This is a genomic window from Thermotalea metallivorans (genome assembly GCF_001562415.1).
In the GTDB taxonomy this organism is placed as follows: Bacteria; Bacillota; Clostridia; order Peptostreptococcales; family Thermotaleaceae; genus Thermotalea; species Thermotalea metallivorans.
Genome location: NZ_LOEE01000019.1, coordinates 105,897 through 128,623, shown reverse-complemented (window position 1 = coordinate 128,623; position 22,727 = coordinate 105,897). Strand labels below are relative to the sequence as shown.

Below are 22,727 nucleotides of genomic sequence, written 5' to 3'. Positions count from 1 at the left end.
GACATCAGAAAATAAACAAAATAGTTTAATGATCAAATCATATGAAAGGTGGAAAAACAGATGAATTTAGAAAAATTAAGGGATACGGAATATATAAAGTGTGTGGAATTATTGGCTGAGTTGATTGACCTGGATGCGGATACAAAAGAAAAAATTCATAAATGCTTTCAAAGTATGGGTATTAAAAATTTTTTTCTGCATCTTGAATCGGTGGACTTATCCCCTGAGACTTACGAGAAGCTGAAAAGTATAAAGTTCATAATTGAAACAGTTGATGAGAAAGGGGGGCGGGCATAGCATGAAGCAGGATATACGGCATACCGAGAAATTTCTAAAAGGGCTGACAACTTTAACAGGACTGCCCTATAAAAAGGTCCAGCAGTATGTAAAAGGAAATAACCCCCTTAACATCCTGGAGCATCCCCACATCATGGAACTAAATGAGAAGCAGCTTGAAAAGATAGGGCTGCTCAATGAGTTTATTGCTTCTTACAACATTTTGAAAATCTATGAAAGCAATGAGAAGGTCACGCTCAATTCATCAACCTTAGCAGGCCAATATTTTTTAGCCCTTTTGGGAGGAATGAAGGATAAAGAAAGGTTTATGGTGGCTTTTTTAGACAGCGGCAACAACATAATTGAAACAAAGACCATGTCGGAAGGGAGTATCGGACAAACGGCGGTTTATCCAAGAGAAATATTGAAATATGCCCTTGCTTGTGATTGCAATGCAATGATTTTAGCCCATAACCATCCCGGAGGCTCTAAAAATTTTTCTCCGGAGGATAGGGCATTGACACAGAGAATTGTTGACATTTTTCATCCCCTTGAGATAAAAGTTCTGGATCACATTATTGTGGGCAGCGGAAGCTATACTTCTATGGCAGAAAAAGGGATTGTTCCCTACCAGAGCAAAGGTACGGCAAATTATGATACTATTGTATTAGGCGCTGTACCTGTGGAAGAAAAGCGGAACAGATTTAAACATACACACTCGCGTTAAAACAAATATGAAAAACCTACTCTTACGTTGCATCAACGCCAACTCTAAAATCATATCCACAGCAGAAAGGACTGCTTCGCACAAACTAGTACACTGTCAACTCATAAACTATAATGAACTGTGTTTATATACGCACCTACAGCCGGAAGAGTTGATTACCAAAGTATACTTTGGATTTAGAGTTGACATGTACTAGGAGGTGCTTTATGGGCTACTTTACATTCCTCTATTCCTTGAAGCTTTTCCCCTATGCCTGTCATAGGAAAGGTGATACTATGTTCCTTTATAGAATTACATAGTTTAACAGGATTCAGTGTATTGAAAAGAAGCATTATTTAATATATATAGACACCTCTTACATCACAAGAGGTGTCCAATAGAATGGATTATGCTTTATATTGAAAATCTTTAATTCATTAGCTTTTTGCCCTATCCACATTTCCTCCCTGAATCTATTCTAGATCAGGATTCATCATCTTGCTGTTTCAACTGAATGAGGACGGGCTTTTTTGTAACCTGAGGCTCAAGTGTTCCTTTTTTTAAACCGAGTAGTTCCTCGATTTCTTTCGGATACATCACAATTCCTCTGCTTTTTAAAACATCCACAAATTCTGCACCAGTCAACTGCTTATTCTGAATCAAAAGTATCAAGGCGCTTTGTAAAAGGTTGCTAGTCAAGTTGTACGGCTTATCTTCTGGCTCCTTTGTTTTCCAACCATTTTTAGAAATCTGACGCATCAAATATTGATATTGATTTGATGTAATAATATCTAGCTGATGCGCTCTATAAACCATCGCCTGAATGGAAACATTCCACTTTTTCTTCAGATGCCTGTAATATTCCAAATTGGTTGGATAGTGAGCTACATCAATGCTAAAGCTCTCTTTTGGAAGGAGAAATGCACTTGCGAAAATATTTGCTTGTCTTTCACGAGCTTTAAACTCCTCCTTGGTAATTGATTCCAAATCTTCACTCCAAGGATGAAGTAAAATGTGCGCAAGTTCATGTGCCATATCAAAACGAGCTCTCGCAATAGATTGCCCTTTTTTTGAGACTACAATAAAGAAAACTTCTTCTCCATTTATTATGGTTCTCTGACTGAAAGCATCAATTTTATCTGCATTGGCATCAAAGCTGGTAATGATGATTCCGTTTGATTCCAAAACATACTGCAGGTCTTTGATTGGCTCAAGACCAAGCCCCCAAAAGTCTCGTACTTGTTGTGCGATTTCCTCAAGTTCAGCAACTTCTGTGTCATTTTCGTACGCATAATCTTCATTCCCGCCATTAAAGCTTATATCCGGCAAGTTCAGTTTCGGGAATACAACCCTTTCAAATAGAGTTTCATAAATTTGCGCAACATATTCGAGTTTAATGCTCTGTGCAGTACGATCTTTTTTTGTGGCACTTAATAAGGATCGAAAATAGGTAGCTTCTGTTTTAACTTGATAAAAGCTTTCTGAACTGAAAAATTCAATTGGGAAGTCTAATGCCCTAGACAGAAGAAGCACATTTTTCAGTTCCGGTTTATTTTTGTTATTTTCATAGAGGGATAGAGACTGCTTACTGATATCTGTAGCAGCCGCAAGTTCTGTTAACGTCATACCTCTATATTGCCGAGCACTTTTTAATCGTTCACCTTGAAATTTAAGTAAGTTCGTCATGGTTCACATCTCCAACATAAAAATAATTTTATGTCAAGCCTGCTTCCGTTCCTCCCTAACTGCTACAGGACTGCCGTTTTCATTGCCGTTCATAGAACTGCGTAGTGACAGCAATCCAGCATTGGAAGGCTGTTCTTCTTCCTCAATGGTTGGTTCGGGAGGCTCGACACTGGTAAGTTTAGCAAAGTCTGGTTTGATATACTCATTAAGAGAAACCTCATCGATTACATCAAGGTCTTTGTCCAGAAAACAAATTCTAATGTCAGTAATTTCATTGTGCTCCGTTTCATAGGCCACTACGCAGTGCAAATATCCTTCACCTTTGTCAATTCGCCCATTGAATATTGTCGCATAGTCTTTGTTCAGCGTTTCTTCGTCAAAACCAATAAACCCCATATCAACTAGGGTCATTTGTTTTGTGTCAGCTTCAAAACCCTCATTTAATACTGAAACAATAGTTTGCAAATAATGAGGCCTTTCCCGCGTTTCGCGGCGGATCTGTCGGAGCCTTTTGGCTCTCATAATGGAATATGTAACCTTATTCTCACTATCAATAACAATTTTCCCTTTCCAACTGTGCCGGGTAAACTGCATTACATCCACATTACCGCTGATCAGATGCTTTTTGATATTTGTATTGATCCAATCCCCGATCTGATGAGGAACACCATTTGTAGTCTCCGGATGAAATTCAGCCAAATATCTAGGCAAGTCGTCCTGAAGCGCTATGTTAATGCAGTCAACCAGTCTGCGTCTAAAATCTTCGGGAATTTTTTCACTGATTGAAACTTTATTCATCGCATTTACCTCACTTAAAGATTTTATAATACTATTTTACAATATTAAATATATTTGTCAAGTATAATTCATAGTTATTTTATATTTGTTAATTGTAAATATCCTGTATTCAGAGTAAAGCTACGCGTTCTCGGTTATTATTATTGCTATACAGCTATTTGCATGATATAATATTAAATAAATTTTATGAAAAATCATGCGAGGTGACAATTTATGGCCGTCAGTTACAAAAAGCTTTGGAAGCTGTTGATTGATAAAGATATGAAGAAAAAGGATTTGCGTGCAGCAGCCGGAATCAGCCAAACGTCCATAGCCAAATTAGGTAAAAATGAAAATGTAACAACGGATGTACTTGTGAAGATTTGCAAAGCTTTAAACTGTGATATTTCAGATATTATGGAGATTGTTGACGATACAAAAACGCATTAAGCCTGTTTCAAGGGACACACGGCAATCACGCTAATATTCACTGTGGGGGATAAAAGATGGCTGCAATCAATGATCTAATAAAGCAAATTGAAGATAAAACTCTTAGAGATAGATTGACACAAGAAGTTGAACGGATTAACAACAATAAAAAGTTCGGCCTTGTTTTTGAGGAACACTTACCTGAATGCACACCAATATACGGTGCGAGCATAAAAAAAGGGAGTATTGTTGCCAGAAAAGGCAAAAAAATAAACGACATCTACTTTGTTGCAAACATTGAAGATGGCCGTGCTACATGTATAAACAAAGCCAACGGTGAAAATACGGATATTCCCGTTGGCGAATTGGTTGTCATAGCTCAATTTGGCGAACCGATCTTTCCAACATTAATCCCGATGGACAAAGTAAAAAATGCAGACGACGATTCGCTTTGGCACACGTTAATTGAAGCGGATAATTACCATGCGCTCCAGTTACTGGAATACCTCTATCCCAAGCAGGTAGACTGTATTTATATCGACCCGCCATATAATACAGGGGCCCGCGACTGGAAGTATAACAACGATTATGTAGACAGCAGCGACAATTGGCGGCACAGCAAATGGCTTTCCATGATGCAAAGAAGATTAAAGATTGCAAAGCGATTGCTAAGAGATGATGGTGTACTTATTACTACAATTGATGATAATGAATATGCTCATTTGTGGATGCTTTTAAATGATGTTTTCCCGGAAAGAAAGCACATCCCAGTATCAATTCAGCATAATCCCGGTGGAACACAGGGTGATAAATTTTCTGTCACACATGAATATGCAATATACTCCATCACGGAAAGCAGTACTATTTTCAGGAAAAAACATACAGGTGGAGATGTGTATAATCTGCGCAGATGGGGCAGCACGTCTGGGCGCTATGAAGGGGCAACCTGTTTTTATCCAATCTTATTGGATAAAAACCATAATATTATTGGTTTTGGTGAGGTTGCAGAAGATGATTTTCACCCATCAGGACAAACTGTTTATCGCGAAGATGGAATTATCGAGGTCTGGCCTATTGATAGAAACAACATTGAAAAGAAATGGCGTTATAGCCGTGATACCGTAGAATCTGTCCGCGAAAGAATGTTTGTTGAACAAAACGGCGATAGATTAGAAATCATTTTAAGGCGTGAAAGCGAACCTCCAAAAACAATTTGGACAGACCCTTTATATAACGCCGAAGCTCACGGAACAAATATGATAAAAACAATTATCGGAGGCGGGTTCTCTTACCCCAAATCCTTATATGCGGTAAAAGACGCTATAGGGTTTGCTGTTTGGGGCAAAAAGAATGCCTTGATTCTTGATTTCTTTGCCGGAAGCGGCACCACCTTGCATGCAGTCAATCTGCTGAATTATGAGGATAACGGCAGGCGTAGATGCATCATGGTTACAAACAATGAAGTTTCCGAAGATGTTACAAAAGAATTGATTAAGAAGGGCTTTGTTAACGGTGACAAGGAGTGGGAAAAAGAGGGAATATGCCAGGCTATTACATGGCCAAGAACAAAAAACTCAATTTTGGGTATAAACAGTGCTGGTTTAAAGCTTGAAGGTGATTATTTCACGGCTATACAAGTAAGTAAAGAAAAAGAGCGCAAGTTTTTACAGCTTAGTTTTACTGACATAAACTCGTTAAACTCAGCTAAAAACAAAAAGCAACTGGTTTCTCTGCTTGGGAAGGACAAATTGCCGCAATCTTTAGTCAAAGCTGATTCTAAATACATAGTTTCAGACAAACACCCTGCTTCTATCCTTTTCGATGATTCGGCTTACGAGGAATGGCTGTCCGCATTGGAAGACCAGGATCACATTTCAGAGTTTTATATTGTAACGCGGAATAATGCGCTGTTCAATGAAATAAAAGAAAGAATCGAACAATTGCTTGGAAACATTATCGTGCTTGAAGATGTTAAAAAGCCGATGAGCGAGGGTTTTAAAGCAAACGTTGAGTATTTTAAGCTTGGGTTCTTGGATAAAAACAGCGTGGCGCTCGGGCAGCAGTTTAGAGAGATCCTGCCAATGCTCTGGCTGAAAGCCGGTGCCGTGGGAGAACGTCCGGAGTTGGAACAAGACGCGGAATTGCCGGCAATGCTCATCCCTGCTTCAAGCAACTTTGCTGTCCTTATTGACGAAACGCATTTTGCGGAATTTGTTAAGCAAATTTCTGCAAGAAAAAATATATCTCATGTATTTATCGTCACAAATTCTGAAGAAGCATTTAGGGAGATGGCCTCCCAATTTGACGTGGAGAATATTACCCAGCTTTACAGGGATTATATCGATAATTTCGTTATTAACGGCAGGAGGATTTGATTATGCGAGATACGCTTTTCCCTTTCCAGGAAGACGCCCTGGAAGAATTAAAATCGAAAATAGCCAAAGCACACTTATTATTGGATGACGGCGATCCTCAGGTGATTTCGTTTTCTGCGCCGACCGGCTCAGGCAAGACAATCGTCATGACTTCCCTGTTTGAAGATATTTTCTTTGGCTCCGCCGACTTTGAAAGCCAGCCTGACGCTGTAATCATATGGCTGTCCGATATGCCTGAATTGAATGAACAGACGCGCCTTAAAATCGAGAGCAAATCGGATAAAATCAGAGTGAGGCAGCTTGTCACCATTGATTCTAACTACGACGCAAAATACTTTGAGGGCGGAAACATCTATTTCTTGAATACGCAAAAGCTCGGCACCGATAAATTGCTGACACAGAAGTCTGATGCCCGCCAATATACCATTTGGGAGACGCTGACCAATACGGCTAAGGCCAGCCCCAAGAGCTTCTATGTTATTATTGATGAAGCGCATAGGGGAATGTACTCAAGTCCCCGGGCTGAAAACACGGCACAATCCATCATGCAGAAGTTTTTATTAGGCAGCCCAGAAGACGGGCTTTGCCAAATGCCGCTGGTTATTGGCATCACTGCTACGCCGCAGCGCTTCCAAAAGCTTTTGGCGGACACATCCTCCACAGTACATAAAGTTATTGTTAAACCCGAAGATGTCCGTGAATCTGGCCTCCTCAAAGACCGGGTCATCATCCATTATCCGGATATCGCAATCAATGCTGATATGACCATGTTTAAAGGCGCAATAGAAAACTGGCTGCAAAAGAAAGAGCATTGGAAAAATTACTGCGAGCAGGAGAATGAAAAGCTCGTTAAACCAATTTTAGTAGTCCAGGTTGAGGACGGAAACGACAGCACATACACCAGAACCGATATGCAGGCTTGCTTGACAATGCTTGAGGAAACGCTGGGGAGAAAACTGATTGATGGCGAAGTCGTTCACACCTTCAATGACCAGAATACCATCAATCTTTGCGGGATCAACATCCCGCGTGTGGAGGCCTCCCGCATAGAAGAAAACGAAGAAATCAATGTTGTTTTCTTTAAGATGAACCTGTCAACAGGATGGGACTGCCCTCGCGCTGAAGTGATGATGTCCTTCCGGAGCGCCCAGGATTACACATATATTGCCCAGCTTTTAGGCAGAATGGTGAGGACGCCGCTGGCAAGAAGGATACAATCGGATGCGGAGCTCAACAATGTCAGCCTGTTCCTGCCCTATTACGATGAGGAAACGGTTTCATCTGTTATTGAGGCCCTAAACAAAAGCGAAGATATTGTACCGGCCGAAACGGGTACTTCAAAGGAGCTTGTTTCCTTAAAGCGAAATTCCGATTTCGCAGATGTTTTTTCTTCGATGAATAATCTGATTACATATAAGATAGATGCCGCAAGAAAGCAGCAGCCCTTAAAACGCCTGTCGGCATTGTCGCGCGCTCTTACACAGGATGCAATTGCTCTTGACGCGCAGCGCAACGTTCAAAATGCCATTGTTGAAAAAATGAATGAGGAAATTGCTCGGCTCAAAGCAGATGGAGCCTTTGACGAAAAGGCAAAAGCAATAACCGGATTTGACATGAAAGCTTTGGCCTTTGACTTTGGTGAAAACGCCTATGTTATGGAATCAGCGAACAAGTATATTGTTACGGAATTTGACATCAACAACTTGTTTAACCGGGCCGGGAAAATCCTTGGCGATGGGCTTCATATGGCTTATTGGATAAAACACAGTGCCAGGGATCATGTGGAAGTTAAAGTCGAAGTGATTGTCCTTGTCAATGATGCTGAAGCCATGAAAAGGCTCAATGAATTTGCCGACAATGAATTTGACAATCTGTATGAAGCAAATAAGAGAGCTATTTCCCAGCTTAAGGAAGCCCGCAGAAGCTTATATGACAAGCTGCTGTTCTCGTCCGAAAAACCTGTTGCTGTTCCATGGCAGCTTCCCAGTGTTATAGATTTTTCATTGTCGGCAGATGCAGCCACTTACGAAAAGCACCTGTTTGTTGATGACAACGGCCGGTTTAAAATAAGCTTAAACACTTGGGAACGCGAGGTATTGTCTGAAGAATTGGCCCGAGGGGCTGTTGCCTGGTTGAGAAATCTTGACCGAAAATCATGGTCCCTTGAAGTACCTTATGAAAAAGCCGGTGTAGTAGCTCCTATGTATCCTGACCTAATTATTGTCAGAAAGGATGGGCATGGATATATTTTTGATATTCTTGAACCGCACGACCCCAGCCGGAGCGATAACTGCGAAAAAGCAAAAGGATTGGCAAAATTCGCAGAAAGCCACTGGGCGTTATTCGGGAGGATACAGCTTATAAGAAAAATGAGAGGCCCGGACGGATCAGAGCATTATTACAGGCTTGATATGTCTAAAGCTTCCACAAGAAACAAAGTGCGTGCTATAGCGGACAACCATGCTTTAGATGAATTATTCAAGACCGATGCTGTTTTACAATAACCCTTTGGAGTGGAGATGATAGCTTGATTGACCGACGCGCTGTTTATGCCGTGAAATTCCCAAATGAAGAAGACTTTCAGAATTTAGCTATGGATGTGCATATTCACAAAGGAAATCTGCGCTTCTTGTCCCCTCCAGACAGGGGGCACGAAATTGAAGGCAAGCTCGGTACAGAGACCAAAGACGGTTTTACTTGGATTTCCGACCATACTTTTGCCGGAGAATGGCATTTTAAAATATGTACAATTGATGACTTCCGAGATAAATATTATAAATTTATTTATGATGGCGCAACGATAGCGAAAATTATACAAACCACTGAGGATCTGCATGAGTGGTACCGGAAGAATTTTATGTAAAGAAGATATCATAGAGGGAAAAATATGGGAAAGAAATCTATTGAAGACAGATGTAAATACCCTGCCGTTGAAATAAAGAAAAAGTCGGGCGACGAACAATTCTTGAATGCAGGCGATGATGCCTACACGCTTAGAGATTTTTGGGCCTGGGCGTACTCTGATCTTGTTGGCAATACCGAAAGAGGCAGACTGGCCGAATTCATAGTCGCCATGGCCCTTGGCATTACAGAGGGTATTAGTGTGTCATGGGACAAATATGATTTGCTTTCCAAGGAGGGCATTCGCGTAGAAGTAAAATCTTCCGCTTATCTTCAGTCTTGGGAACAGCAAAGTCTTTCAAAAATCAGCTTTGGCATTCAGCCTACCTACGGCTGGGACAGCGTCAGCAATAAATTTGATGCAGAGAAAAAGCATCAATCCGATGTCTATGTATTTTGCTTGCTAAAACACATAGACCAAGATACCCTTGATCCGCTTGACCTGTCACAATGGGAATTTTATGTTTTACCAACAGCTGTTTTAAACAAAACGGTTCCTGAACAAAAAACAATAACGCTTAATAGCCTTTTAGATATAGGAGCTAAAAAATGCGATTATGCAGTGCTATATAAAACGATTAGGGATGCGAGTATATTATGAAATATAAATGTTTATGCTGCGGTAATTATACTCTGCCCGTTGAACCGGAAGCTGCGGTAGCATTTATTTGCCCTGTTTGCTATTGGGAAAATGACGTATTCATTTCAAGCGAAAATGAGCCAAGTGACGAAAATCGCAGCTTAACGCTGTTACAGGCAAGAGAAAATTACAAAAAATATGGTGCATGTCGCGTTGAATTAGTTCAGTATGCAAGGAAACCGACTGAAGATGAACTGACCGGCCCGAAGTAAGATGTCGCCGAACGATACTCGTTTAGGCAAGAAGTAATATCTTTACAACGTACGGGTTGTACATAAAAGATTGATTTTTTATTACTGCAGAGTGTAGAAATAAAAAAGTTATACCCATCCGCCCTTGCACCTTTGCCCCAACGCACGTGGAGTGCGTGGTATTGATGACAAATGTAAAAAACAAATAGATGCTTGAAAAATGGCTTGAATACTGGGTTTTCCGGTATTTTGCCACCTGCCGAAAGAGTGCAGGCGGGTGGTCAGGATACAGGAAAACCCTGTTTTTTTGTTTGTGTGACTGTGCAAGGGAACATATCTACCGCCTTTCGGGGCGGTCTTTGGCGGGCAGAGTTGTGTTGACGAAAAAGACGTAATTTGCAATAGTTTGATATGTTCGCGGGAACATGTCTATAACTTGAATCTTTTTGTGCTTTAACAAAATCAATATGATCTGCAAAAATGCAATTTAATTCATATTTTGCCATTGACATATTGGGTCGAACGCGATAGACTTTAATTAGGTCTATTAAAATAAACCCAGGGAGGCAATAGCATGGAGAAATATAAGCTGTTTGATGCGGAATATAAATTTGTCAGTATAATCTGGGACAACGAGCCAATCAATTCCACTGAGCTTGTAAAGCTATGTGCGGATAAGCTCGGCTGGAAAAAGTCAACCACCTACACTGTTTTAAAAAAGCTTTGTGAACGCGGTATCCTGCGAAACAGGGATGCGACCGTTACTTCATTGGTTAAGCGTGAAGATGTGCAGAGATATGAAAGCAGAACTGTGTTGGAAAAAACATTTGACGGTTCGCTGCCGAAATTTCTGACTGCCTTCCTGAGCGGCCGTACGCTTTCTGAACAGGAGGCCGAGGAACTGAAGCGGATTATAGAGGAGGCGGTGAAATGAGCTTGCTGCAAGATTTATTTATAAATATTTTGAACATGAGCATCACCGCTTCATATGTGGCTATTGGCGTTATTCTTGTCCGCCTGTTGTTAAAAAAAGCACCAAAGGTCTTTTCCTATATTCTTTGGGCTCCTGTGCTTTTCCGTCTTGTATGCCCATTTTCTTTTGATTCGGCTTTTAGCTTTTTCAATCTGATAAACCTGAATGCGAAGCAAGGAATCGGAGTATCTGAGTTTGTACCGCAGAATATAGGGTTGATGCAGACACCTGCGATTCAGTCTGGTATTGGCAGCATTGACAGCGCGGTGAATGCTTCTCTGCCTCCGGCCATTCCGACGGCAAGCGTGAATCCCATGCAGATATGGATGGCTGTTTTGAGCCTTATTTGGATTTCTGGCGTTATTGCCCTGCTGGTATACAGCATTGTTTCTTATGTAAAAATCAAAGGAAAGCTTCAGACCGCGACCCGCGTGGATGGCAATGTCTTTGAAACCGATGCCATCGGCACAGCCTTCGTATGCGGCTTTATCCGTCCGAAAATCTATGTGCCCGCAAATATTGGGGATGCCAACCTTTCTTACATACTGGAACACGAGCGTACACATATTCGCAGGAAGGATTATCTGATAAAGCCGCTTGCTTTTCTTGCGCTCATCCTTCACTGGTTCAATCCGCTTATGTGGCTGTGTTTTGCGCTCATGAGCCGGGACATGGAGATGTCCTGCGATGAGAGCGTGCTGCATAAGCTGGGTGACAGCGCAAAGGGCGGCTATTCAGGATCGCTCCTGTCGCTGGCGGTGAAAAGAAAAGGACTTTTGGCGGCGAATCCTTTAGCATTCGGCGAGAGCCATGTAAAAACCAGAATAAAAAATATACTCAATTTTAAGAAACCTGCATTTTGGGTCATAATGGTTGCGGTTGTGGCTGTTTGCGGGGCTGCGATTGCTTTTGCCGCAAATCCTCCTAAAGGAGGAACAATTTCAGAGGAAGACAAAAGAAAACTTGCAGATGTTGTCAGTGAATACTACATGAAGGCTGATCCGGCCAACAAGGGAACTCTTAAGATTTATAATATAAAAAAATTTGGCAGTAGTTACCTGGTATTAACTCAAAAATATAGAGGAGAAGGCGAGAGCTTTTCTGTTTTATTTTTAGCAGATAGCAGTTTTAATATAGTGGCTAAGGCTCCAGGGGATATACCTATAAGTCCTTGTTTCTCGGCAAATGTTGTAAAGTATCAGGGGAAAAGTATAGTTTACGGGAATTTTAAAAACAAGAAATGGAATCCTCAAACAGACCTCGTAACAGATGTGCAAATTGACTTCATTAAGATTACGTTTGAGGACGGAACTTATGTCAGGGAACAGGTTTCTATGGATAAAGGATATATTGTTGTAGTTGATACTCTTTCAAATATTCGAAATATAGAAGTATATAACAGCAAGGGAGAGTTGCAAAGCGATCTTATAAATGAAAGCGCTTGTTCAGAATATAATTTTATAAAAGCGGAGAATGAAACCGTATCCTGGCAAGAAGAAGAAAAGGATTCAAACACCCTGTTTGACAAAAGCAAAGTGCAGGAATATTGGCTTGAAACTGTTGTAATTCATGATTGCTTGATTAAAGAAGGTCCCGGCGAAAATTACAAAAGCGTAGGGAATTTGAAGTACGGCGATATTGTTGTGGCAAGAGGCAGATATGGGAATTGGTTTCTTTGCTTTGCTGACAATGTACAGGGGGAATTCTGGATCGAAGCAGGCAATTTAATTGATGAGCAAAGACACACGGAATACAATTTAGGAATCATTACGGCGGATGAGGTAAAAGTGGGAACGGTGACGCTGTACAAAGGCAATTTGGTGCAGGTATTGAAAAGAGATGAGGATAAGACGTGCGTGACTATCAGAGTTATTGACATAAATGTTGGCAAGACAGGGTGGATAAAAAACAGCGATTATGTTCCGGCAAAAGAGGGAGTTTATTTTAACCAGGCTTATTTGAGAAAGGGAACGGCTATCTATGAAGAACCTTCTCTCAAAGCGCGGCAACTGGATGATTACGGAACAAAAAACACAGAGCTGCTTGTTAATATTGAAAAAGAACGAAACGGATGGGTGTTGATTTCTACCTATGGTCCGGTAAACGGCTGGGTGAGAAAGGAAAACATCTTTATTCCCATGCCTGACGCAATGACGGATGAAGAGCAAAAGGCTCTTCAAGTAGTAAAAGAGTATTTCGACGCTTTTGGGGAAGCTGATTATGATAAAATGCGCACCCTTGCGACAGAAAACCATAACCGTAATCTTGTTCATGATGGCGACGTGTGGGGTATGAAATGGGCTAAAGCAAAACAAATAGAATTAATAAGAGATCCGCGTTTTTTAGGGGTAGAAAATTCTGAACCGGTTTTAGTATTTAATGTATCAGTTGATATGGAAACTGTAAAAACATCTGCCCAATATCCAGCAACCCAAACCAGTTTCTATGTTGTGCTTATTAAAGGTGATGATGGCAGTTGGCATGTGGATAGCTATACAACCGGATAAAAACAGAACGATTTTAGTATTCATTTGCCGTGTATTATATGACCAACGGCACTGAAAATAGAATTGCAAAATGACGCTTAAAAGAACTGCTGAAAGAAAAATGAAGCAAATTTGCAAGATATGTGGTGGTAAATAGCACTATAATTGCCTGTTGTCGCATTGATTAAAATCTTAAACCTGTCCGTTTTTTCGCGGCAGGTTTTTGCATTTAACATATATTTTTAAGGATACTTATATACTAACATCAGGCATTATGTCTGCTGCAATAATACTGAAATAAGGTTAGGATGCCTTAAAACTTTATGAAACTTGATATTATTCGTTTAGACGTATATAATATGAATTGCTAATAATTGTATGTTTGGGTGAATGTATGGTAACTGATTACATGTCTGTAAATGAAGCTTCAAAAAAGTGGGGCATTTCCGTCAGGCGCATACAAAAGCTGTGTGCGGAAAACAGAATAGACGGCACTGTGCGTTTCAGCCGTGTATGGGCAATACCGAGAGACGCCCAAAAACCCATTGATGGCAGACTTAAGTCACAAAGAGAGAGGAAACAAAACAGAGCATGAAAATGTGGGAGGTGACAAAATGCTTCCAATATATCTGGCGATGATTGACGGCGAAGAGGATAAAAATAAATTTGAATTGCTTTATGTTACATACAGGAAGCTTATGTTCTATGTCGCCAACCGCATCCTAAATGATGAACGGCTCGCCGAGGACGCTGTACATCAGACGTTTTTGAAAATTCTTGAGAATTTCGATAAAGTGGGGGAAATTTCCTGTCACAAAACTAAGAGCTACATTGTTACTATGGTTAGAAACACCGCCATCAATTTATATAACCAAAGAAAAAGGCATACAACAATTCCCCTTGAGGATGTGGAATACTGTATAACGACCGAACCAATAAGCGTTGCGGAGGATTTGGATCATCTTGCAAGGGCGGTATTGAAGTTGCCTGTTATATATAAAGATGTGCTGACACTGAAATATGTTCAAGAATTTTCAAATGAAGAAATAGCAAAGATGTTGGATATATCTGAGGCGACGGTTAGGAAGCGGCTTGAGCGTGCAAAACGCAGGCTCGAGGAAATTCTGGAAATGGAGGAGAGTGCCGATGACAATTAATTTTACAGACGACATGCTGAAGAAAGCCGTCATTAAAGCGGACATATATGAGATAGAAACCCTGCCTACAGACGATGAAATAGAGTATGAGTTCTCAAATGAGTTTAAACGAAAGATGAAAAAGCTTATACGCCAAAGCAAAACAAGAAGCCCGGTTGGAGCAATGGCTTTTTTGCGTAGGCGTGCGGTCGCTTTTGTTGCTGCAATCATTATCCTGTTTGCGTCCGCAATGAGCGTATCGGCTGTGCGTGCCGCGGTATTTGAATTCATAACCGAGGTGTACGAAAAATTCACTCATATATTCTTTAATGAAAGCCGGTCATCTCAGGATGCGGCCGATGGATTTGCCATATATGAACCAGCCTATATACCGGAAGGCTTTAAACTGGTCAACAAAAACACCGACGGCCTTGTTCTGCTTGAATATGAAAAGGAAAATGATTTTATATCCTACAGCCAACAGTGCCTTGAAAACGTCTCAATCAACATAAATACAGAAGGTGTAAAACTGGAAGAACTTGAGTTCAAAGGTTTACCGGCCAAGTATTATTCCAATCAGGGCGTTCAAAACCTGCTCTGGTACGATGATAAGTATATGTATATGGTGTCATCAACACTGGATAGAGACATCGTGTTTAAGATTGCGGAAAGCGTTGAAATTACAGGCACGGACTTAAGTCCATAAAGTTCAGAAAAATTTTCTAAAAAATTTTTTATTTCCTGTCACAAAAGCCTCTTTTGATTTGTCTTATTTTATGAAGACAAAAAACAAAGGAGGTTTTTCAATGAGCAAAAAGAGGTTTTTATCTTTTGCATTAAGTATCCTGCTTATTTTGTCTGTATTAACATCGACAGCATTGGCCACAGGAGAAACAAGTGCAACGCCGGAGTCAGTGGTGTCCATTCAGTATGTTTACATCAACCAGGCAAGCACCTCGCTCACTATTTCAGCAAGCGGAACGGCCACTGTGTATGGGTATGTGCAAAAAACACCGGCCGGAAAAAACATTTATCTCACGTCTACTTTGCAGCGTTATTCTAACGGATCATGGACAGATGTGAAAAGCTGGTCTAAATCTTCAACATCTTCGTCAGCATCCATACTGGAAACATATCAGGTATCCAGTGGGACTTACAGGGTTGAGACATATTACTATGTATCTGGTGATGGCGGCTATGAATCAGATACGATTTACAGTAAAACTGTAACTTATTAAATATTGTATTGTATTTTGAAACATCCAAATCAATAAGGAATAGTGTCACAAGTTTTATGAAAGAATTTGTTTGGGTGAATATTATTTTCATTCTATGACAGAACTAATCTGCGTTCCCAGATTTAAGTTATGCAGCAAAACACACTTTATAGTAATAACTTTTGAGGTTAGGGAGGCTACTATGATGAAGTATATAAAAAAAATAGCCATTGTAGGGTTTTTTATAATTGTAATTATACTTGTGAGCTTTTATCTTAAATCCCTTAGTGACGAATATGTGATAGATATTAAAGATGCAAACACATTTTATGAAATATCTGATGGATATGTTTACTTTGGCAGACCTACATGTCCTAGTTGTGAACTTTTTAAACCTTTACTTACAGAAGTGGCAAACAAGGAAAAAGTTCAAGTTTATTATTTTAATACTGATTATTTTAGGGATAATTCTCTTCTTACCGAAGAAGAATTGCGAGAAATTTTTGAAAAATATAAGATTGAACAAGTACCTATATTGATAAAATTAGTAAACGGCTCGCTTGATAGTAGTTTTGGAGCTAATTTTGTTGAAAATGAAGCAGAAAAAATAAAAAAGGAAATAAGAGATTTTATTACATTTAAAGAATTCCCCGTGGAGTATATACCTCATTATTCGATAGTTATAGTTTTATTTATTATTTCAACATTAATAATTCTAATGCTATTCTTGCTGAGATATAAAATTAAATCAATAAATGCTGTTTTTACTACATCAATGGCTAATATATCCATAATTACTATACTAATACTATCCATAAAACCAATTTTGGATTATATAGAAAATAATCATCTTTCTGGAGACCCTAGGATAGTTGCGCTGTTCTTGATGGCAATAGTTTTTAACCTTGTTTCACTTATAAATCTAATAGTAATGTACAATAAATTTAAAAATAAGAACAAACCTGGAAGTCTAGAGTCAGATTCTATTAGCGAGATTGATAGGATTTGACTCAACTGTAATTAGTATGTAACGAGACGAAAGGAGGATGTGTTATGCATTAAACTAAATAAACGGTCCGGTGGAAACCAATAATGAAATATCAAAATTTGAAAGGAGTCTTTGGAATGAAAAAAATTAAGAAAGTATTTTCACTGTTGCTTGTGGTTATAATGGCTATAACCTCCACATCAACCGCATTCGCTATAAGTGATTCAAGTGAGAATGAACCGCTTAGCGAGCATGATCAACTTCAAGCAGACATAGCAGTAATTGAGAGCGTTGGTCTTGATAATTTGCAAGAGTTTTATAATCAAAATAAGGACTGGATTGAAGATGTAAACAATAGGCTTGAAGCATACCTAGCAAACATTCCTGTAGATCAAAGAGACGCTGTATTGAAAGAATTACGAGATGGTGAATTTTCTGCACGAGCTGCTTCTGATTATTTTACTTCGTATACATATCATTATAGGAGCGGCTGGTGGACATACAGTATGACCCCAAAACTCTCTACTCGTTTATTAAGACCTTATGCTCAGGCTGGTTGGGATGAGTTGGCAGCAATTTATTCTGGCATACGTAATGATAACGGAAGTCTAAGTAATCAATATTGGTGCCATTTTGATTTGTTTGTTGAAGCAGATTGGGATATAGAAGAAGGGAGACCACTTGTAAGTTATGCCGATACTCTTTTAGCTTTATGTAATCCCGGCGGAGGTGGTGATTAAATTTATTTTGATAAGGTGAACTGAAGCGTACTGAAGTATTATAACATGTTATGAGTTGTTGCGCTTGGTAGCATGATCAATTGCTGTATGACGCTACCAATAAGCGCGAACAGATAGCGCCAGCGAGGATATTAATCTTGTTGGCGCTATACATTAACTATAAATTTTGGATTTGACGATAAATGAATTAATATTTGATAACGTCCTAGACCATACAAACTATGACTTGCTATCGTTACAATTTACCATATAATTACTATTGAAATAAATTTAATTAGGAGGGATATAAATGCCTACACTACTTATTATGGGATTAATATTAATGGTATTATGCATTTGTTTTGTTGTGTTCTACATAAAAAAGACAGGGAAAGACGTCGAACTTGAAAAAAAGGGCCTTGGCCTTAATATAGTAATCTTTACCTTGAGCTTAATCTCTTTAATCATTTCTTTGAAGCTGTTTTGGAATCTGGGTGAGTATGCAGATGAATATGGCTCATCCCCTGTCCTTGTGTCTGGCGGGGAGTTTTGGCTTTGCATGGATTGGATCAGGCAGGGGTTACTTTTCATTCTCTGTGTAATTTCCGGATTAAAATTATTTAAGCGGTAAAATTAAGTATATACAGGGTAAGCGAAGGATTAATGTAATATCTGAACAAATGCAATTTTTCAAAGCATAGCGAAACATACCAGCTATGATGGATAAAGAACTGGGCGGCAACAGTTGACATAATATTTAATCTCGCAAAACAAGCACAGCAGTAATAAACACAGTCATTGTAATTTTCACTAATTATAACAGTAAATATATGCAGTAGTACTTTAGGACAAGGAAGTACCGCTGCTTTTTATTTTGTATTGATACCGTATTAATTGCAAGGAAAAGCCTGAGGCATTGTAATAAGTGTGTTAATTGTCACAAAATAGCCCTCCATATTGTTTTTATTGATAATTGTTTTTATTGATAGAGAGAAATATCTGGTTGTTAGCTTATGGAAAAGCCTCAAGGTTTTTTCTTCCGAATATTTTAATAAAACGCGACAATGCCAGTTAAATCGAAGGGCGGTAATCACGTTGCACTACATAAAGGCGGGAGTGTTCTTGATAAAAAACAAAATAAACAACCAAAAGAAAAATTCGGCATGACAACACCTGCCGAACTTAAATAGAAGCTGAGCGTATGGCGGGTGCTGACGTGTAGGTTGGAGCTGACGAGGTTGATATTGTATGGTCCGGACTTCATACAATATCAAGCGGTTCTCTGCCAATATACATAAGGCAAAAGCTATACGCCGGAAAAGATACCATCACCGTATAAAAAAGCAATACAGCGCAAAAAGCGATGACGACCCTACTGGCAGGGCGCTGCTTGATAGAATAGTTTTTGCGGCCGAGTTTACGAATTTCAGTAAACTCGGCCGCTTTTGTCTTTGCGCTATTTTGCCTTGGTGCCGCGGTCCTCCATTCCCTCCTTTCCCATGAGTTTTCGGGAAAGGAGGTGAAATTGGATGGACAAGGAGTATAACATCAAGCTCAACGGAAAGTTGATCCCCGTTACTGAAGAGGTCTACTATGCCTTCAAGCGCCCTGCTTGGAAAGAACGCAAGCGCAGGCAGGTTCGCGCGGAAAAGGAGCTGTCGCTTGAGGCGTTTGCGGACGCAGGGTTTGAGATTCCTTCCGGTCAGGCGCTTGTTGACGAGATCGTCGAGGACAAGCTGTTATTGGACATGCTGTTCAGGGCACTTTCGGAGCTGACCGAGGATGAGCGTTTTTTGATTAACGAGCTATTCTTTAACGATAAGTCAGAGCGTGAAGTCGCTAAAGAAATTGGCCGGTCAAAAACAGGCATTCACAAGCAAAAAGAAAAAATTCTATCCAAGTTAAGGAATTTATTAAAAATATGGTGACCACCTGTCCCTTAACTTTCCTTTGGATTGTGAGGGGGTTTTTCTTTTCCCCCGGTAGTGAGGTGCTTATAGATGAAAAACGAATTTGTGTTAAAGAAGCTAAAATAGCAGAAATAAAGGATTATAGAAGCTATATCTATGCTGATATTGATTTCTCCAAAATGGATATTTATGCTCCATCCTTTTGTGATAAATTACGTCCTCCAATTATCCCTCAATCCAATACGTGCCAAATAATCCGGAAAACCGCAATTTGTAAAAAGCAAATTGCGGTTTTCTTATTGACAAAAAAACTATATTTTCGACTGATATGTCGAAAAATCTATTTCTTTTATAAGCAACTTTTTGAATTGGATAAGCCCGGCTTTTTTACATATTTGAGATATACATCAGGGTGCCGCTCCCCTCCCTCTGTTTTGGTTTTTTCACAAAAAAATCAAAGCGGAGGTTCATATATGGTAAGGATCAATTTGCGGGATTACTACCCGTTCTATAAATCTGACTTTTTCGTTGAAGTGACAAATGAAATTTTAGAACTATTTAAACAGCTTAGCCGAAAGGAACATGCAGACTTTGAGCGCAGACGTGTCTACAAAGCATACTATTCCCTTGACGCTGACGACGGTATTGAAAAGGATGTCATCTTGTTGGTTTTATCCCCGGAAGAAATCTATGAGTGCAAAATGAGTAAGCAGGAGTTGTATGCCGCTATCAACAGCATGCCGGAAAAACAGGCGAAGCGCATCTATGCCCATTTCTTCCTTGATATGAGCAAAGCAGAAATAGCCAGGATTGAAGGCGTGAGTAAATCTGCTGTTACACATTCCATTGAACAAGGCTTAAAAAGCATAGAAAAATTTTTAAAAAATAATTCCTGGTAGGGTTAACTTTTGCCCAAAAAATCTGCTGATTAATAGAGGGACATGCTCTACCCCCCCTCAACAGAACCTTGACAATTGAATAGGTGTTTTATCCGGTACGTTCCCCGTATGTCCTGTGAAGGAAAGCCAGATTGCAGGTACGCCAGGACCACCTGTTCGGCATTATGCCGGATTGTAAGCGAAGGATCAATGCTATCTACGGATTGAATGAAGTAAAGGTGCGAGCGATCGATACCCGTGCAATAAATAAATGCTGGTTGCAATTAAGGCGATGACACATACGGAGGGATAATGATACTTGCGCATAGTCGAGGTTAGGTCCCAGAGTGCGCCCCGGTCGCTGACGGGGAGGTGAAATTCCTATGAGGACGGTCAACCGCTGCCCGCCGGATAAACCCATAATTATATATAAAAACCAAAACAGAGATGCAGACTAAGGGTGCGCCACATTGTACGAGCGTATATGCGCACCCAAATAATGGCGTACCCTTAATTCTGCATGTTTAACATTGCGTGGAAAGGGGCTGATACTTTGTTAAAGAGTAATGAGGCATATAAACTGGTCTTTCGGGAATATCCGGATGTTGTGAACGTAGAACAGATGTGCGAAATGCTTGGAGGTATCAGCACAAAAACCGGATACCGTCTTTTGAAACAAAATAAAATCAAGCATTTTAAGATAGGCAGATCCTATAAAATTCCGAAGCTCCATATTTTTGAATACTTAGACGTCGTACAGGAATCTAATGCGTAAAATTTTGTTTGCACATTTGAACTATATTATAAAGCCTGCTACACTCTAATCGTCAGTGGTAGGTGAATTTAAACTGTTACTTTTCAAGGAGGTTAATTATTATGGTAGCAGGACATCTACGGGAAAAAAACGGGTATTTCCATATTATCCTCAACTATAAAGATATTTATGGAAAACGCCAAACAAAGTCCATCAGCACAGGACTTCCCATAAAGGGTAACAAAAAACGTGCGGAAGCGATGCTTTTGAAAATCAGGAAAGAGTTTAACCCCGATACTGCAATGAGTGACAAAAACGCTTTGTTTGCAGACTTCCTATCAAAGTGGCTGAAAGATGTTATAAACAAAGTGGATGCTGAAACATATGCACTCTACTCATACGATGTTAAAAACTGTATCATCCCTTACTTTAAGAATACCTCCATTAGGCTATCAGAAATGAAGCCAAGGGATATAGAAAGCTACTATCAGTATGAGAAAACAGAAAACAGTGTATCAAACAGTACCCTTCTCCAATATCACGAAGCCATCAAAGAAGCCTTGCAATACGCTGTGGAGCTTGAATTGATTCGGGATAATCCGGCGGATAGAGTGAACCCGACCTCTGGTGAAGTACAGATATTGTTTACCGACTTCCTGCTGGAATGGCTGGAGATGATGAAAAACAGTGTTGAGATGACTACATTTGCGTCTTATTCCTACTGTATTAAGAGCAGCATTATTCCTTATTTTGAAGGGAAAAAGATAAAACTGAAAGACCTGACCCCAAAGCACATACAGGATTATTACCGGTATGAGCTTAATGAAAAAGGATTGAGCGCCAACACAGTTATTCATCGTCATGCAAACATCCGCAAGGCTTTGCAGTACGCTTTCAAGATTGGACTGATTAATTTCAATCCTGCCGACAGGATTGAGCGGCCCAGAAAGGAAAAATTCGTAGGCAGTGTTTACGATGCAAGCGAACTGGAAACCTTATTCGCTATCGTAAAAAATAAACGGATTGAACTGGCCGTGATTTTAGGCGCGTTTTATGGACTGCGCCGGAGTGAGATCGTAGGGCTAAAGTGGGACGCTATTGATTTTGAAAAAAAGACATTGACGATTAAACATACGGTAACCGAGGTAACACTGGATGGGAAAATTACTACCATAGCAAAAGACCGTACAAAGACAAAATCAAGCTACCGTACACTGCCGCTGGTTGCGCCCTTTGAAGAATTACTCCACAGGCTGAAAGCAGAACAGGAGCTAAATCAAAAGGTTTGCGGAAAAGCATATTGCAAAGATTACATGGATTACATTTATGTGAATGAAATCGGAGAAAGAATCAAGCCAGGTTACATTACACAGCACTTTGCAATTGTCATTAAAAACAACGGATTGAAGAAAATCCGTTTCCATGATCTGCGCCACAGTTGCGCCAGCTTATTATACGCCAATGGGGTCAGTCTTAAGGAAATTCAGGAATGGCTTGGGCACAGTGATATTTCAACAACGTCGAATATTTACACCCACCTGGATTTTAGCTCGAAGGTCGCTTCGGCCAATGCAATTATCGGCGTATATCCCACTTAAGCGGGAGGTACGCCAATACGGCAAGGAGGCGAAAGGCAAGTATGAATGAAACTAAAGAAAAAAGCTCTCAAATCGGCCTGGACAGCG

The 22,727-nt window shown here is 40.0% G+C and carries 22 protein-coding genes; 20 read left to right on the top strand and 2 right to left on the bottom strand.

Features of this window, described 5'->3' with window-relative positions; translation table 11 throughout:
* Window positions 1-60 precede the first annotated feature (60 nt).
* Together AN619_RS03220 and AN619_RS03215 are read left to right on the top strand one after the other, a co-directional pair.
* The gene (locus tag AN619_RS03220; RefSeq protein WP_068555036.1) at window positions 61-297 is read left to right on the top strand and encodes a hypothetical protein; all 237 of its coding nucleotides are present in this window, start codon (window positions 61-63) and stop codon (window positions 295-297) included.
* Between the two features lies 1 nt (window position 298).
* Window positions 299-1,003, top strand: coding sequence for a JAB domain-containing protein (locus tag AN619_RS03215; RefSeq protein ID WP_068555035.1), 705 nt, complete (start codon window positions 299-301; stop codon window positions 1,001-1,003).
* A 462-nt stretch (window positions 1,004-1,465) separates the two neighbouring features.
* Here AN619_RS03215 and AN619_RS03210 read toward each other — a convergent pair whose 3' ends face one another.
* Together AN619_RS03210 and AN619_RS03205 are read right to left on the bottom strand one after the other, a co-directional pair.
* On the bottom strand, window positions 1,466-2,668 hold the full coding sequence (locus AN619_RS03210; RefSeq protein WP_068555034.1) for a helix-turn-helix domain-containing protein: 1,203 nt from the start codon (window positions 2,666-2,668) through the stop codon (window positions 1,466-1,468).
* A 33-nt stretch (window positions 2,669-2,701) separates the two neighbouring features.
* Entirely contained in the window at window positions 2,702-3,466 is a 765-nt protein-coding gene (locus AN619_RS03205) for a DUF5986 family protein (RefSeq protein WP_068555033.1), read from the bottom strand.
* 213 nt (window positions 3,467-3,679) lie between these two features.
* Between AN619_RS03205 and AN619_RS03200 the strand changes: the two genes are divergently transcribed.
* The 18 genes from AN619_RS03200 to AN619_RS03110 all read left to right on the top strand — a co-directional run bounded on the left by AN619_RS03200 (window position 3,680) and on the right by AN619_RS03110 (window position 22,640).
* Window positions 3,680-3,895 (top strand): helix-turn-helix domain-containing protein, encoded by a 216-nt coding sequence (locus AN619_RS03200; protein WP_068555032.1) that lies wholly within the window; start codon window positions 3,680-3,682, stop codon window positions 3,893-3,895.
* 56 nt (window positions 3,896-3,951) lie between these two features.
* Window positions 3,952-6,249 (top strand): site-specific DNA-methyltransferase, encoded by a 2,298-nt coding sequence (locus AN619_RS03195; protein ID WP_083524953.1) that lies wholly within the window; start codon window positions 3,952-3,954, stop codon window positions 6,247-6,249.
* Between the two features lie 2 nt (window positions 6,250-6,251).
* The gene (locus tag AN619_RS03190; RefSeq protein WP_068555031.1) at window positions 6,252-8,753 is read left to right on the top strand and encodes a DEAD/DEAH box helicase; all 2,502 of its coding nucleotides are present in this window, start codon (window positions 6,252-6,254) and stop codon (window positions 8,751-8,753) included.
* A gap of 23 nt (window positions 8,754-8,776) precedes the next feature.
* On the top strand, window positions 8,777-9,112 hold the full coding sequence (locus AN619_RS03185; protein WP_068555030.1) for a hypothetical protein: 336 nt from the start codon (window positions 8,777-8,779) through the stop codon (window positions 9,110-9,112).
* A 24-nt stretch (window positions 9,113-9,136) separates the two neighbouring features.
* Window positions 9,137-9,751: a hypothetical protein gene (locus AN619_RS03180; RefSeq protein WP_068555028.1), complete on the top strand. Its 615-nt coding sequence runs from the start codon at window positions 9,137-9,139 to the stop codon at window positions 9,749-9,751.
* Window positions 9,748-10,002, top strand: a complete 255-nt coding sequence (locus AN619_RS03175) for a CPCC family cysteine-rich protein (protein WP_068555026.1) — start codon at window positions 9,748-9,750, stop codon at window positions 10,000-10,002. The genes AN619_RS03180 and AN619_RS03175 overlap by 4 nt, the downstream gene beginning before the upstream one ends.
* 553 nt (window positions 10,003-10,555) lie before the next feature.
* On the top strand, window positions 10,556-10,915 hold the full coding sequence (locus tag AN619_RS03170; RefSeq protein ID WP_068555024.1) for a BlaI/MecI/CopY family transcriptional regulator: 360 nt from the start codon (window positions 10,556-10,558) through the stop codon (window positions 10,913-10,915).
* Window positions 10,912-13,461 carry a M56 family metallopeptidase gene (locus AN619_RS03165; RefSeq protein ID WP_068555022.1) on the top strand — a complete coding sequence of 850 codons (2,550 nt, stop codon included), beginning with the start codon at window positions 10,912-10,914 and terminating at the stop codon, window positions 13,459-13,461. Before AN619_RS03170 ends, AN619_RS03165 begins: the two co-directional genes overlap by 4 nt.
* Window positions 13,462-14,054: 593 nt before the next feature.
* On the top strand, window positions 14,055-14,597 hold the full coding sequence (locus AN619_RS03155; RefSeq protein WP_068555018.1) for an RNA polymerase sigma factor: 543 nt from the start codon (window positions 14,055-14,057) through the stop codon (window positions 14,595-14,597).
* Window positions 14,587-15,282: a DUF4367 domain-containing protein gene (locus AN619_RS03150; RefSeq protein WP_068555016.1), complete on the top strand. Its 696-nt coding sequence runs from the start codon at window positions 14,587-14,589 to the stop codon at window positions 15,280-15,282. Before AN619_RS03155 ends, AN619_RS03150 begins: the two co-directional genes overlap by 11 nt.
* A gap of 100 nt (window positions 15,283-15,382) precedes the next feature.
* Window positions 15,383-15,814 carry a hypothetical protein gene (locus tag AN619_RS03145; protein ID WP_068555015.1) on the top strand — a complete coding sequence of 144 codons (432 nt, stop codon included), beginning with the start codon at window positions 15,383-15,385 and terminating at the stop codon, window positions 15,812-15,814.
* 184 nt (window positions 15,815-15,998) lie between these two features.
* Window positions 15,999-16,802 carry a thioredoxin family protein gene (locus tag AN619_RS03140; RefSeq protein WP_068555013.1) on the top strand — a complete coding sequence of 268 codons (804 nt, stop codon included), beginning with the start codon at window positions 15,999-16,001 and terminating at the stop codon, window positions 16,800-16,802.
* Window positions 16,803-16,918: 116 nt separating this feature from the next.
* Window positions 16,919-17,521 carry a DUF2599 domain-containing protein gene (locus tag AN619_RS03135; protein WP_198153223.1) on the top strand — a complete coding sequence of 201 codons (603 nt, stop codon included), beginning with the start codon at window positions 16,919-16,921 and terminating at the stop codon, window positions 17,519-17,521.
* 289 nt (window positions 17,522-17,810) lie between these two features.
* Window positions 17,811-18,131: a hypothetical protein gene (locus AN619_RS03130; protein ID WP_242867297.1), complete on the top strand. Its 321-nt coding sequence runs from the start codon at window positions 17,811-17,813 to the stop codon at window positions 18,129-18,131.
* A gap of 898 nt (window positions 18,132-19,029) precedes the next feature.
* Window positions 19,030-19,428, top strand: a complete 399-nt coding sequence (locus AN619_RS03125) for an RNA polymerase sigma factor (RefSeq protein ID WP_068555009.1) — start codon at window positions 19,030-19,032, stop codon at window positions 19,426-19,428.
* A 455-nt stretch (window positions 19,429-19,883) separates the two neighbouring features.
* A complete protein-coding gene (locus AN619_RS03120) occupies window positions 19,884-20,309 on the top strand; it encodes a sigma factor-like helix-turn-helix DNA-binding protein (protein ID WP_068555127.1) in 426 nt (141 codons plus the stop codon).
* Between the two features lie 532 nt (window positions 20,310-20,841).
* The gene (locus tag AN619_RS03115) at window positions 20,842-21,063 is read left to right on the top strand and encodes a helix-turn-helix domain-containing protein (protein WP_242867295.1); all 222 of its coding nucleotides are present in this window, start codon (window positions 20,842-20,844) and stop codon (window positions 21,061-21,063) included.
* 101 nt (window positions 21,064-21,164) lie between these two features.
* Window positions 21,165-22,640 carry a tyrosine-type recombinase/integrase gene (locus tag AN619_RS03110; protein ID WP_068555005.1) on the top strand — a complete coding sequence of 492 codons (1,476 nt, stop codon included), beginning with the start codon at window positions 21,165-21,167 and terminating at the stop codon, window positions 22,638-22,640.
* Window positions 22,641-22,727: the final 87 nt, after the last annotated feature.